The following is a 13,603-nucleotide window of genomic DNA, read 5'->3' as shown; positions in this document are numbered from 1 at the left end:
GACTTACCGTGCTACGATTCCCACAACGGAGGCTGGTTCTATGGCGCTCCATCGCGGCGTCGGTGCCGCTCGGCCACGCAAATATTCATTCGATTGTTCCCCAGCGCGCGTATTCCGTTTGCGTCGTCCGCACGGGCGCACGGTTGGTGCGGGTCTGCTGTTCGGGTGCCTGCTGGTCCTGATCGGGGGAAGGCCTGCCTTGGCGCAGGATGATCCCTTGAACAAGGTCCACGTTCAGCCGACCCCGCCGGCTCCTCCCCCCACGGCCGCTCCGGGAGCGCCACCAGTCATTGCGCCAGCGGAGGGAACCGCTGCATTGGCTGCCCGCCCCAATGAGCGCATCCGCGTCGACGTGAACCTGGTTCTGGTTCCGTTGACGGTAACCGATCCGTTAAACCGGCTTGTGACTGGTCTGGACAAGGAAAACTTTTATCTCTACGAGAACAACGGCCAGCAAACCATCAAGACGTTCTCGAGCGAAGACGCTCCGGTATCGATCGGCATCATCTTCGACCTGAGCGGCAGCATGACGAATAAGGTAGTGCGGTCGCGTGAATCGATTGTGCAGTTCCTCAAGACCGCCAATCCGCAGGACGAGTTCTTTGTCATTGGCTTCAATGACCGGCCAGAACTGATCGAAGATTTTACTTCCTCTGTGGACGATATCGAGGCCAGGCTGGAGATGGTGAAGGCCGGACATCGGACCGCGCTCCTGGATGCTATCTATTTTGGCTTGAATAAGATGAAGCAAGCCAAGTATCCGCGTAAAGCGCTGCTGGTGGTATCCGATGGCGGTGATAACCGAAGCCGCTATACCGAGAATGAGGTTCGCGCCACCGTCAGAGAGTCGGATGTTCAAATCTATTCAATCGGTATATTCGATCAATATGCGCCGACCACCGAAGAGCGCCTAGGTCCGCTGCTCTTGAATGACATCAGCGAAGAAACCGGCGGCCGGCTCTTTCGGGTGGACGACGTGGCCGATATGGCCGATATCGCGACCAAAATCAGCGCGGAACTCCGGAATGAATATGTACTTGGTTATCGCCCTCTGGATGCAAAGCATGACGGGAAGTGGCGTAAATTGAAAGTAAAGCTGGTCGCTCCACCAGGACTACCGCCGCTGACTGTTCATGCCCGCACCGGATATTATGCGCCCTTGCAGTAAACGACTTCGTTCTCGCATCTACGCACTCACTCTTCTGGCTTGCGCCTGCGTCCCCTTAGCATGGTCCCAGTCGCAGGCTCCTGAGCCGCAAAAGCCGTTGAATGTCGACCGGGATCCGGTGATCTCGCCAGATATGGCCGACAACCAACCGGGAGCAGCGTCCTCCGGGGCAGCGCCGACTAGTTCCGGGGAATCGAGTGCCCTGGCGAAAGGCGACCATGGGTATACGTTGCGGCGCGATGTTGAGGAGGTGGTGCTCAACGTCACCGTCCTCGATGACCATAACCGGCTGGTGATGAACCTCGCCAGGCCCGACTTCAAAGTCTCCGAAGATGGCGTGCCGCAGGCCATCATCTCGTTCCAGCACGAAGATATCCCGGTGTCCATGGGAATCCTGGTAGATAATTCCGGATCGATGCGGGATAAGAGACAAGCCGTCAATTCCGCCGCGCTCGATTTGGTGAAAGCATCCAACCGGGACGATGAAGCTTTTGTGGTTAATTTTTCCGACGAGGCTTATATCGATCAGGATTTCACTTCGGACCTAGGCAAACTGCGAGAGGGATTGGCTCATATCGATTCGAAGGGCGGAACCGCCCTCTATGACGCCGTCGTGGCCTCAGCCGATCAGCTCGCGAAAGGCGCGAAACGGTCGAAGCAGGTGCTCCTGGTGATCACTGACGGGGAAGACAATGCCTCGGTCATGTCGCTTGAACAAACGATCCAGCGCATCCAGGCGCTGCAAGGCCCTGTCGTGTATTCGATCGGGTTGCTATTCAAGGATGAGGGTGGCGGACGCGAAGCCCGCCGGGCCAAGCGCGCCCTCGAACTGCTTTCCAGTGAAACGGGCGGGGTCGCGTATTTCCCTAAGAGCCTCGGAGAGGTAGACGAAATCGCCGCTGAGGTGGCGCGCGATATCCGCAGTCAATACACGATTGGCTATCACTCGACCAAGGCGGCGAGCCTGGGCGGATACCGGCTGGTCAAGGTGGAAGCGCATGCTTCTGGCTACGGGAAGCTGCTGGTCCGCACGCGCAGCGGCTACTATCCGAAGAGCAAGTCGGCTCCAGGAGACAAGAGCAGGCAGGCGGATGCGCGATTGCCAGGATCAAATTAGCCCATCAGCTACCAGTCCAGGCATATTCCCGCTTCATTTGCCAGGATCCGAAACCTGTTTTTCTACAAGTATGCTGGGATAAAAGGTGCCCCCCCGCGCGAACTGCAAGAGGAGAAGTACAGTTAGTGTAATGAGGAGAGCCGAAAACGGCAGGCCCTCTGCCCCAGGAAGAGGCCTACTGAACTGAATCCGGGGATACGACACAATCTGTACTTCTGCTCTAGACTTAGGAGTTTTGTATGCGAGCTTTCGTGGATCATCCCCCTGTTCATACCGGATTGAGGGTTGCCGAAGACATTACCGAGCTGATGGGCCGGACGCCCATGCTGCACCTTCGCCGCCTTTGTGGCCCGGGTGATGCCGATTTATTCGCCAAATTGGAGTTTCTGAACCCCGGGGGCAGCGTGAAGGACCGCGCGGCGCTGGGAATGATTCTCGACGCCGAGGCTCGCGGGCTCCTGAAGCCGGGCTCGACCATCCTCGAAGCCACCGCCGGCAACACCGGCGTGGGGCTGGCCTTAGTGGGAGTGAACCGCGGCTATAAGGTGATCCTGTTTGTTCCGGAGGGTTTCGCCGAGGAGAAGTGCATCCTCATGAGGGCCTTTGGTGCGAAGGTGGTGAAGACGCCTGAGACTGAGGGGATGTCGGGCGCGATCCGCCGGGCGCTTGCCATGGCGAAAGAAATCCCCGATGCCTTCACTGCGCTGCAGTTTGAAAACCAGGCGAACCCGCGCTTCCACCACGACACCACTGCAGTCGAGCTTTGGGAGCAGATGGAAGGCCGCATCGACGCATTCGTCTCTGGAGTTGGGACCGGCGGAACGTTCTCGGGAGTTGCGCAGTTTCTCAAGGAGCAGGATTCGTCCATCTTGACCGTGGCCGTCGAGACCGAGGGGTCGGTTCTTCAAGGCGGCGAACCGCAGCACCACAAGATCGAAGGAATCGGGGTGTCGTTTGTCCCGAAGACCTTCCATCGCGAAGTGACCGACGAAATCGTCAAAGTGGCTGACGCAGATGCCTTCAACATGGTGAGGCGGATGGCAGCGGAAGAAGGCCTGCTGGGGGGATCGAGCGCCGGCGCGATGGTCTTTGCGGCAGCCGCTGTTGCCCGTCGGCTGGGTCCGGGAAAACGAGTGGCTACAATGATTCCCGACTCAGCCGAGCGCTATCTGTCGAAGAAGATCTTTGAGGGCGGGATTTAACGATGGCTGGAGAGAAAGCTGGTTTTGCCACCCGCGCCATCCATACCGGTCAACCTCCGGATCCAACAACGGGTGCGGTGAATGTGCCACTCTATCTCTCCTCGACCTACGCCCAGGAGGAGATCGGCAAAGACAAGGGATACGACTATTCGCGGGCCGGAAATCCAACGCGAACGGCACTGGAAGTCTGTCTGGCCTCGCTAGAAGGCGGTCTCACCAGCCATGTCTTTGGCAGCGGGATGGCGGCGATCGCGGCCTTAGTCACCCTGATGAAGTCCGGGGACCATGTCATCTGCGGGGAGAATGTGTATGGTGGGACGCCACGCCTTTTCAATCAGGTCTTCGCTCCCTACGGCATCGATTTCACCTATGTGGATACCTCGAACGTTGAGGCGCTCCGGGCGGCGATCCGACCCGAGACCAGGCTCGTGCATATCGAAACGCCTACCAATCCGCTCATGAACCTCACCGACATAGCGGCGGTTGCCGAGGTTTGTCACAGCCGCGAGGTCGAACTTTCGGTCGACAACACGTTCATGTCGCCTTATTTCCAGCGACCCATCGATCTTGGCGCCGACATTGTCATGCATTCGACGACGAAATTCCTGAATGGCCACAGCGATGGTCTCGGTGGAGTACTGGTTGGAACTACCCCGGAGCATACGAGCAGATTCGATTTTGTCGAGAAGGCGGTGGGCGGCATCCTTTCGCCATTCGAGAGCTGGCTTATTTTGCGTGGAGTCAAGACGCTCGCGGTTCGAATGCGTCAACATGACGAGAACGGTCGCATCGTTGCTCAATTTCTGGATGGGCACGGGAAAGTGGATCGGGTCTTTTATCCCGGATTGTCTGCCGGACGCAATGCCCATCCGCAGTATGAGTTGGCGGCACAACAGATGACCGGTTTCGGGTCGATGATTACGATTGAGCTTGGATCGTTCGAGAAGGCGAGGTCCTTTACCAAGCAGCTGCGGGTCGCGACCCTCGGTGAGTCCTTAGGCGGGGTTGAGACGCTGGTCTCTCATCCGGCGACGATGACGCACGCCGGTCTAGGAGCCGAAGGTCGAGCCAAGGTCGGCATTACCGATGGAATGGTCCGCCTGTCGGTGGGGATTGAAGATGTTGGTGATTTATTAGAGGACTTTGAGCAGGCCCTGGCAATGGTTTAAAATAAAAATCAACCTCGAAGGAGAGCTGGGCGAAGTTTTCGAATCTCTTCAACTACTCCCCACGTCTTCAGCTGTTGATCCGGCCTCTTCTTGGAAAGCGCCAACGTCGGCATTCATCTGGATGGCCACCTGCACGGTCCAGTAGTTTGCGCTGTTTGCCTTAACGGACTTTAGGTCTTTTTAGATCAAGTCTTCTTTGCCTGAAACCTGGTTGCCAACTGCAGCATTCTCTACGCCCCCCGCTGATCTTGTTGCTTAGGGCCAATGACCATGACGACGATGACAGAAAATGCGATTGGCACCAGTAGAACAGCCTTGCACGGCAAGCCAATCGCTGTATTGCATTACGATCTGCTAGGCGGGGGAGGGGCTGAAGTAGTCGCCTTCGCAATGATCCGGGCGCTGCTCGAAAGTGGCGCGCAAGTAGTAGTTTATTCTTCTAGCCCGGATCCGGAGGCGCGAGCGGTTTTGGGCAAGGAATTCGGCCCCGGCACGGCCATCGAGTACAGAAAGGTCGAGACCCGGTACTCGGGACCAGTTCCCAAAATAGCGCGCGTACTTCTCTTTAATGAGGCTTTGTCGAAGCTTCGCTTTTCGGAAGCGGCAGTCATCAATACTTACTCGGAATTCTGGCTGCGGCATCCGCATCCTGCAACGTTTGCATATATCCACTTTCCGATCTTTGGGCACTCGCTGCAGCTGCAGAGCGAGCTGCGCGGGCTTGGCGTCTGGACCAAATCCGGAGTCATGGGAACGGCCATCTCTTCAGCAGTCCAGCTGTATCTGAAGGCAAGTCGAGCCTCGTTCCCTAAAGTGCTCATGACAAACTCGAACTGGACTGCTCGCCGCATCGCCCGGCTCTACGGCGAGGCGGTAGTGGTGCAGCCTCCTGCCTCGGTGAGTGGGTTTGATTCTCGAGCCGAGGAACCCCCGGATCGTCTGCTAAGAGTAGTCAGTATTGGACGCCTGGTTCCAGCCAAACGCATACCCTGGCTCGCCCAACAGATTGATCTGGTTGCCCGCAGGATCGGGAAGCGGGTCGAATATCACATCATCGGGAGGGGAGAGAGCAGCTACATCCAGGAGCTGCGTCAGAGCCTGTCGGCCCTCTCCTCTGTCGACGCAGTCATTCACGCCGATGTATCGACTGCGGAGAGAAATAGAGTGCTTCGGGCCGCAGATGTCGGTGTGCATGGATTTCCATGCGAACACTTTGGCCTCGCCGTTGCGGAGATGATGGCGTCCGGAATTCCGGTGCTGACCCCGAGAAATGGGGGCCTGGGCGAGCAACTGTTCGAATCGGGACAGTCATATACCGATGCCGAAGACTTCAAGCAGAAACTCGAACAGATGCTGTCGGATCCTGCCTTGTCGATGCGTCTGCGGAGCGGCAATCTGAAGATGAGCAAAGAGTTTTCCCCAGAGTCCTTCTCGCAGAAGATTGTAGAAGTAGTGGGCAGGGAACTTCAGTACTCGGTGCTTTAAGTGGTTCGTTCCGAGAAAAGTAGGATGAAGGCGAAACCGCCAGTTTATGATTAGATAGCTCTAATCCAAAGAGATTTCGGGCATCCAGCTTAGCTGGATTTTAACTCTCAGTCATTGAGCTGTGATAGGTCTTCTCCCGGAACCTTGTTTTCTTGTGTCTTTATTGTCAGAGTGTGGCGTTGGCGTTTCACCGATCCGCTGCGATTCTGTCTGGGAGTTCATCCGAACGAAGCGAGGACAATGGATTTGAAAAGCGGGAGTTCTGCGGGCAGGTTGGCAAAGTCTGTTTCATTGGAATCTTCGTCTCCGGGGGTTGTCTTTCTTGGCCAGGACTACACCCGCGAGTTGCGCAGCGATCGAGCGAGAATGTACCGAGGCAAAAAGCGGGTCCTGATCGTCGGCAGTACTGATCTCATCACGCCGAATGCCGGCAAGCAGTTCGTGTGGCGAGGATTTCTGGACTATCTGAAATCGAAGATGGCCGAAATCGAGGTACTGTACATTGATACTTCGGTGACCGACAACAACAGTTCGGTCATTGGAGATGCAGCACCGGTGGTGACGCTCGCGGAGAGAAGTCGCAGCATGGCGGCTTTGCAGGCCCTGGGTGGCGTCCTCTTTGGAAATCCTCTGCAGCTCGGCCTCTGGTATTCCAGGTCGCACGCCAAATCAATCCAAAAAGCAGCCGCGGAATTCGATCCCGATGTGGTTGTATTTGACACCATCCGGGCAGGTCTCTATTTGCGATCGATCAAAGAACAATTGCCGGATACCCGAATCACCTTATTTCTGGATGATTTGACCTCGCTGCGCTATTCGCAGCTGGCGAAGACGGCAGGCCGGGGAGCCGCGTCGCCACTCGACCGGGTCAGCAATTCAGTGTCCCCGGTGATCTACGCGCTGAGCCATCTGCCCGCACTTCAGCGCATCGCCTACGCTTATGAAGCAGCCACTCTCAGCCGCTGGGAGCGCCGCTTGATAGAGGAGGCCGGCGTCACCACGTTGATGGCGGAGCAGGAAGTGGACTTATCGAAGCAACTGGTGCCGGGCGCGGATGTCCGGGTGATGCCGGTAAGAGCGAAGTCCCGGGCCAATGGGTGTGTGCGGGCGAGCAGCCCCGGGCGCAAGGCCGAACGCAGCCCGATTCCCGAGTACATTGTGGTGGGCGATTGGGGTACGGCCCACAATCGAGATGCGTTGATGCATCTGTGCGAGATGGTTCCTGCGCTGAAAGAGGCTTCGATTCCATTTGCAATCAAGATGTTGGGACGTGGAGCTCCGCAGGAGGCGCTGAATAGCCTGAGCAGCCTGGGCGAAGCGCGGTTTTCCTATCATGGATACGTTCCCGACCTGCGGGAGCTTTATACCAAGGCTTGGTACTCGCTGGTGCCGGTGCGGGTGGCGACCGGGGTTCGGGTGAAGGTCATCGAAGCCTGGTCCTGGGGATTGCCGGTGCTGACGACCGACGCCGGTGTGCGTGGCATGCCATTCGCCGACGGGGTCAACGGGGCGATGTTCGCGGACGCAGAAAGCCTGATTGAGGCGATGGGACGGCTCGCCGACGGCGAAGTCCAGAAACGGCTCGCCTGCGGGGCGACCGAGACCTTCTCGAACAACTACGATACTGCCGCCACCGATTCGAAGTATGCGGGGATTTTGGGGTTGTAGCGCCTTCTACTGCGCGCACCTGTCTCCCACTTCGGATTCTTCATCCACTGCGGCGCCAGGGGGTTGCAGACGAGGTTATTCAAGAGGCTATTGCTGAGGACTGGTTGGAGAGCCGGGGGATAGTGGGAATAAACTTGTGGTTACTCCGGAGGTGGCGATGACGTTCAGAGCTAGAGAGCTTTCGGTTGACCAGAAGATGGTGATTGAGGAGCTTTCGGGGCGTTCGCTGGGCGACGACGAGGCGATCAGCATTCGTGCGGTTGGCTCTAACGCTGCTCCTGAATGGCTGCGCCAGTCCTGGGAGAGTGCGGAGGCGCTTGGCGTCGATCGGCTTTGTATGGAAGAGATCGATGGTGAGATTGATGCTGCCCGCAGGGCGCGCCGCTCGGATGTTCAGTTCATCGCCGGATGATTCGGGTCGTTCTTGACACGGACATTTTGATTTCTGCACTGTTGAGTCCGACCGGGGCTCCGGCGCAGGTTTTTCTTCGAACAATCCTGGGTGGCGATATACAGCTTTGTGTCAGCGGCAAGATTTACGCCGAATACGAAGAAGTGATGCGGCGGCCTCGGCTTCGGCGGTCGGAGAGCGAAGTTACGGGTGCGCTCCGTGCCGTTCGAGATCATGGTTATTGGGTCAAGCCGACAGTTCGCTTGCAGGCCTGCGTTGATGCGGATGATGACGTCTTTCTGGAATGTGCGGTTGCGGCTAGTGCGGACTATCTCGTGACCGGGAATCTCAGGCACTTCCGAAAGAGTGGGAAGGTGTGGAAGTTTTGACGGCGTGGCAGCTTCTTACGTTATCGCTTGATCCGAGATCCCACATCTCAAAACTGACCTAGGGCGTTTGCACATTTGCCCCACTCAAGCCAACAGAAGGCTTGAATGGTCCACCCGTCCTATATGATGAATTCGCCAGTTAAGCTAAAAACGGTCGCGACATTGTGTGTATTTTGACGCGCCGTGGACCGGATGAAAGATATGCCGATTTCTCTTCCGTACTTGGCCTCGCCCGGATCGATCAAGACTGCTCTCGATAAGATTAAGGTCGCTGCCACGCCAGACCGCGTAACAGGTGATTTTGTTTCCACAAAGATACAAATGAAGGGCGGGGCCGGGGCGGCGATCCCACCATTTCTTAAGAAGATTGGCTTTGTTGGATCCGATGGTTCGCCAACTGAAATCTATAAGCGTTTCCGAAACGATGCCACCTCTAAGACGGCTGTCGCCGAAGCCATCAAGATCGGATATCTAGAGCTCGAGAAGGCGAACGAGTACTTCTACGAACTCGACGACAAGGGCTTAATGGCTCTGATCACTCAGGTCACCGGGGCTGAGGCAAACAGCCCAGTTTCCAAGCTCACACTATCGACGTTGAAGACATTGAAGAGCCTTGCTGATTTCGAGACAAAGCCAGCGCTACAAATTGTAGAACAACATAAAAAGGCATCTTCTGACGATGGGGAAGCTTCGAAATTTCCCGTCGTAGCAACCAATGAGGGTGGCGGAGTTGGCCTTAATCTCGCCTACACCATTAATTTGAATCTTCCCGCTTCGACTGATCAGGCCGTTTTCAATGCAATATTCCGAAGCCTAAAGGAGCATTTGCTTTCAAATGAAGACTAGTCAGGCTCTTAAGCAAGTTAAAGCGTTCGGCATGACCAATCAGATGCTCGTCGAAGAACTCTCTAAGATCGGCACTTTGCATGGCATCGATCTGGGTCACGTGCCAGTCTCGGCCAAGATCGTCGAGGACGTTTATTACCCTCAGTTCGATCTGGCCGTCAGGTCTGAAGCGGCCGAAATGGCCAAGCACTATGAGGTCTTTTATTCTCTTGAGAAATCGATTCGCGCGTTAGTTTCTGAGACTATTGAAGCCTCCGAGAACAGCCCGGCGTGGTGGTCATCGAAACGCGTTCCTAATGCGATTCAGGCAGAAGTTGCATCGAGGGTTCAGAAGGAATTAGACGCCCGGAGTATCGCGCAGGTCTTCAGACGAACTCGACTACACGACTTTCGGAGAACTGTCGGTAGTCATCAACTCGAACTGGGACATCTTCGGCGGGATATTCAACAGCAAGAAAGCGGTCGAAAAGGTTATGGCAAATCTCAACGCACTCCGAAATCCGATCGCACACTGTAGTCCGCTAGCAGAGGACGAGCAGCTTAGGCTTCAGTTGACCGTTAGGGATTGGTTCCGCCTGATGGAGTGACGTCCGTTTGTGCAAAACATCCCGATGTTTCCAATCCTAAATATCAAACGGGCATTGTCCCTAAACTTGGTGCTTGACTGCGGCTGCGGTCTTCTTTCCTTTCTTTCCGTTTTCCTTGATCCATATGGTTAGTTCTTCCCATGAGACCAATTAAAACGATTCGTGGTCGGACGGTTTGAATCCTATTTCGTTTTGCCATATGCCAAGCTCGCCATGCTTCTTCGAGCCTGTCCTTCTCGTGATCCGAAGACCAATCTTTTCAATATTTCCTATTGGTAATTCGTACTTGACGCTCGTCGCCACTCTTCCTCCCCGTGTTCGTTCGCATGCCAGAACTAAGATATATACATCTGAAATCGGCACAAGTGGCAAACAAGTAACCGATGGCAATCTCTGCTATTGCAAAGCCTTCGCAATCGCCGCTTCCGCCAGCGGCCCCATTACGGCATAGCCTTCGGCGGTGGGGTGGACTCCGTCTTTGGCGAGGCCGGGTTTCATGGCTCCTTTCTCGTCGGCCATGGCGGAGTAATAGTTGACGTAAGTAAATCCCTCTTTAGCGCAATAGTCCTTCAGCCAGCTATTGATTTCTTTGATGGTTGGGACGGGGTCGACTCCGGGTTTCCAGGGGTAGCTATAGGCGGGAGTTATCGAGGCGAGGATCACCTTGATGCCGTTCTGGCGGGCGATTTCGGCCATCGAAGTGAAGTTGTCTTCGGTCATCTGCGGGGTGGAGGGACCGGTGTTGCCGGCGATGTCGTTGGTGCCGGCGAGGATGAGAACGGCGGCGGGGTGAAGATGGACGACGTCCTGCTGGAAGCGGACAAGCATTTGCGGAGTGGTCTGGCCGCTGATGCCGCGGTTCACATAGGGCTTGCCGGGGAAGAATTCACCGGTGTTGGGCTGGCGGCCCCAGCCGTCGGTGATGGAGTCTCCGTAAAAAACGACTCGAGGCTGGCCGGGCGCCGGTGGGGGCAGGGCGGCGTTGTCGGCCTGGTAGCGCTTGAGCTGCGGCCAGTCGGCGAGTTGGTCTTCCATATGGGCAACTTGTTGGGAGACGGGTGGCGGCGGCTTCGGTTGAGTGGTCTGGGCGGTCAGTCGGGCCGCGAAAGCAAGAGTAAGGAGCAGAGTCAGGTACTTCACGGGGTTTGTTTTCACGGGGTAATGCTAATTGATTCGCGGCCTGAGGGTGGGTGGGATTTCGCGAGAAATCGGTTCGTCCTCTCGAAGCGACGCTGTCGTCTCGATCGAGCCTACTTCGGATTGTCAGACTGACTGAGCGTGTTGATGAGGTTGTCCGCTTCAGCGCTCGAGTCGTCGATGCTTTGGATGAGATCGGCGACATTGGTCTGGATGTTTGCGGTAGTGTCTTTGAGCGAGCCAATGGCCCGGGCGTTCAGGTTGTGCTTGAGGAAGAGGACCTGGTCGTGGAAGGCCGAAAGGACGGGGTCGATCTTGTCTTCGGTCTTATGCATGGCCCGCATGTAGGCAGCCTGGCGAGTCTTCGCGTTGCGGAGCAGGGTTGCGCTCTGGGCTTTGAGTTTCGCGTTCTTCATGCCGTTGATCTCGCCTTGCCACTCCTTGAAGAGATCCTGGCTGACCTGGTCGATCGATTGGATCTTGTCGTGGAGCTTGGAGGCTTGGCCAGCGGCGTCTTCATAGCTGGAATTGAGGCGCTTGTAAGATTTTTCGAGCGAACCGCCCTGGAAGCCGGTGATGGCCTGGAAGTTCTCCATGGTGGTCTTGAGCTTTTCTTTGGTCTCTTCCTGGTCCTTCTTGGCGTCTTTGACGCGGGAGACGAGGATGTCGCGCTTCTCTTTGCCGAGGGTGCTCATTGCCTTGTAGAAGATCGAGGTGCAGCCGGTGAGGGAGAGGGCAAGGAGCAGCAGGAGGGCGGCGGTTCGGTGGGGCATTCGCGGGATGGGCCTCGAGTTGATTGTAATGGGATGCTTGGTGCGGGTTCAGGAAGAACTATGGTTCGCTTTGCGCGTAGCGATCCGATTCTGATCAGGCGGGACACCCGCGACAATGGCCTAATGGCGGTGCTAGCCTGACTGCTTAGAGAGACGATGAGGCGTAGCGATGGCGGATTTGGCGGTAGCGGTGGTGAATCCTTTTGCTTTGACCGAGGAGCAGGAACAACTCCGTAAGGAGATACGCGAGTTCGCGCTGCGCGAGGTGGCTCCCAATGTGTCTCGGTGGGATGAGGCGAGCGAGTTCCCGGCGGATGTGGTGAAGGCGTTAGGCCGGATGGGATTGCTGGGGGTGATTTTCCCCGTGGAGTATGGCGGCTCGGGACTAGGTTATGTCGATTATGTGCTGGCGATCGAGGAACTTTCGGCCGTCGATGGGTCGATCGGGATCATCGTGGCGGCGCATAATTCGCTGGCAACGAACCATATTTTTGTGGCCGGAAAGGAGGAGCAGCGGCGGCGATGGGTTCCCCGGCTGGCATCGGGCGAGTGGCTGGGCGCGTGGGGGTTGACCGAACCAGGATCGGGTTCCGATGCGGCGGGAGCTCGGACCACGGCGGTCCGATCGGACAAGGGTTGGGTCCTGAATGGGAATAAGACCTTCATTACCAATGGGCATTATGCGGATGTCGCGGTAGTGATTGCAGTGACGGACCGGGACAAAGGTGTGCATGGGTTGTCGGCGTTTGCAGTCGAGAAGGGAACTCCGGGATTTCGGGCAGGGAAGAAGGAGAACAAGCTGGGCCTGCGGGCAAGCGATACCTCGGAACTGATCTTTGAGGACTGTGAAATTCCCGCGGAGAATCTGCTCGGCGCGGAGGGCGCGGGGTTTGTCGACTCCATGCGGATTTTGGATGGTGGCCGAATCTCGATCGCGGCGTTGTCGCTGGGGATGGCGAAGGGAGCTTTGGAGGCTTCGCTGAAGTATGTGAAGGAACGGCGGCAATTCGGGAAGGCGATCGCCGAGTTTCAGGGGATTCAGTGGAAGCTTGCGGATATGGCGACAGAACTCGACGCGGCCCGGCTGCTGACCCATCGCGCCGCGGTGATGAAGGATGCGGGGTTGAAGACGACCTTGGAATCCGCAATGGCGAAGCTGAAGGCGAGCGAGGTGGCGGTGAAGATTTGCGATGAGGCGGTGCAGCTTCATGGCGGTTATGGATTTATCAAGGATTATCCGGTAGAGAAGTTTTACCGGGACGTGAAGCTGTGCACGATTGGCGAAGGGACGAGCGAGATCCAGCGGATGGTGATCGCCCGGGAGCTGTTGAAGGTGGCGCCTAGCCGGGGTTGAGGCTATCCGAGGGCTTCTAGTCCCCGCTTTACTTCACGGTAAGAAAGCGGGCTAAGCCGCGCCAACCTCGACCTCGATGAACTGCACTCGAGGAGAACGAGTCGCCTGCGGCTGCTCAAAGTGAAGTTCAAGCGCTTCTTTAAGGTTGGCTATCGCCTCTTGCTCACTTCGGCCCTGACTGGCAATGTCAACATCCAGGCACTGGGCGACGTACCAATCGCCTTCTCGCCAAGTAGTGGCTGCAGATGGCTTCTTCATTCCCATAGTTTGACACAGGCGCTGAGGCTAATGCTTGGGAAGGCTGACAACCCTTGCGT

At 56.7% G+C, this 13,603-nt stretch carries 14 protein-coding genes; 11 read left to right on the top strand and 3 right to left on the bottom strand.

What is annotated here, in order from left to right:
* Positions 1-40: 40 nt before the first annotated feature.
* The 10 genes from ACPOL_RS00540 to ACPOL_RS35910 all read left to right on the top strand — a co-directional run bounded on the left by ACPOL_RS00540 (position 41) and on the right by ACPOL_RS35910 (position 10,022).
* On the top strand, positions 41-1,168 hold the full coding sequence (locus ACPOL_RS00540) for a VWA domain-containing protein (RefSeq protein ID WP_114205325.1): 1,128 nt from the start codon (positions 41-43) through the stop codon (positions 1,166-1,168).
* 97 nt (positions 1,169-1,265) lie between these two features.
* Entirely contained in the window at positions 1,266-2,285 is a 1,020-nt protein-coding gene (locus ACPOL_RS00535; protein ID WP_236657142.1) for a VWA domain-containing protein, read from the top strand.
* Between the two features lie 239 nt (positions 2,286-2,524).
* Positions 2,525-3,487, top strand: a complete 963-nt coding sequence (gene cysK, locus ACPOL_RS00530; RefSeq protein ID WP_275066505.1) for a cysteine synthase A — start codon at positions 2,525-2,527, stop codon at positions 3,485-3,487.
* A 2-nt stretch (positions 3,488-3,489) separates the two neighbouring features.
* Positions 3,490-4,656, top strand: a complete 1,167-nt coding sequence (locus tag ACPOL_RS00525) for a trans-sulfuration enzyme family protein (RefSeq protein ID WP_114205323.1) — start codon at positions 3,490-3,492, stop codon at positions 4,654-4,656.
* Between the two features lie 264 nt (positions 4,657-4,920).
* A complete protein-coding gene (locus tag ACPOL_RS00520; RefSeq protein ID WP_114205322.1) occupies positions 4,921-6,141 on the top strand; it encodes a glycosyltransferase family 4 protein in 1,221 nt (406 codons plus the stop codon).
* Positions 6,142-6,414: 273 nt separating this feature from the next.
* Entirely contained in the window at positions 6,415-7,809 is a 1,395-nt protein-coding gene (locus tag ACPOL_RS00515) for a glycosyltransferase (RefSeq protein WP_161557108.1), read from the top strand.
* A 157-nt stretch (positions 7,810-7,966) separates the two neighbouring features.
* Entirely contained in the window at positions 7,967-8,221 is a 255-nt protein-coding gene (locus ACPOL_RS00510; RefSeq protein WP_114205320.1) for a hypothetical protein, read from the top strand.
* Positions 8,218-8,589, top strand: a complete 372-nt coding sequence (locus tag ACPOL_RS00505) for a putative toxin-antitoxin system toxin component, PIN family (protein WP_114205319.1) — start codon at positions 8,218-8,220, stop codon at positions 8,587-8,589. The genes ACPOL_RS00510 and ACPOL_RS00505 overlap by 4 nt, the downstream gene beginning before the upstream one ends.
* Before the next feature lie 201 nt (positions 8,590-8,790).
* Positions 8,791-9,435, top strand: coding sequence for a DUF5343 domain-containing protein (locus tag ACPOL_RS00500; RefSeq protein WP_114205318.1), 645 nt, complete (start codon positions 8,791-8,793; stop codon positions 9,433-9,435).
* A gap of 398 nt (positions 9,436-9,833) precedes the next feature.
* Complete coding sequence (locus ACPOL_RS35910; protein WP_201759246.1) at positions 9,834-10,022, top strand: Swt1 family HEPN domain-containing protein; 189 nt, start codon at positions 9,834-9,836, stop codon at positions 10,020-10,022.
* 396 nt (positions 10,023-10,418) lie between these two features.
* Here ACPOL_RS35910 and ACPOL_RS00490 read toward each other — a convergent pair whose 3' ends face one another.
* Positions 10,419-11,177: an SGNH/GDSL hydrolase family protein gene (locus ACPOL_RS00490; protein WP_236657140.1), complete on the bottom strand. Its 759-nt coding sequence runs from the start codon at positions 11,175-11,177 to the stop codon at positions 10,419-10,421.
* A 95-nt stretch (positions 11,178-11,272) separates the two neighbouring features.
* Positions 11,273-11,932, bottom strand: coding sequence for a DUF2959 family protein (locus ACPOL_RS00485; RefSeq protein ID WP_114205317.1), 660 nt, complete (start codon positions 11,930-11,932; stop codon positions 11,273-11,275).
* A 169-nt stretch (positions 11,933-12,101) separates the two neighbouring features.
* Here ACPOL_RS00485 and ACPOL_RS00480 point away from each other — a divergent pair, with 169 nt between their 5' ends.
* Positions 12,102-13,286, top strand: a complete 1,185-nt coding sequence (locus ACPOL_RS00480) for an acyl-CoA dehydrogenase family protein (protein ID WP_114205316.1) — start codon at positions 12,102-12,104, stop codon at positions 13,284-13,286.
* A gap of 51 nt (positions 13,287-13,337) precedes the next feature.
* Here the strand turns inward: ACPOL_RS00480 and ACPOL_RS00475 are convergent, their stop codons facing one another.
* Positions 13,338-13,544 carry a type II toxin-antitoxin system HicB family antitoxin gene (locus ACPOL_RS00475; protein ID WP_114205315.1) on the bottom strand — a complete coding sequence of 69 codons (207 nt, stop codon included), beginning with the start codon at positions 13,542-13,544 and terminating at the stop codon, positions 13,338-13,340.
* Positions 13,545-13,603 lie beyond the last annotated feature (59 nt).

It is taken from the genome of Acidisarcina polymorpha, assembly GCF_003330725.1.
Taxonomy (GTDB): domain Bacteria; phylum Acidobacteriota; class Terriglobia; order Terriglobales; family Acidobacteriaceae; genus Acidisarcina; species Acidisarcina polymorpha.
This window is presented reverse-complemented; position numbering and strand designations above follow the sequence as displayed.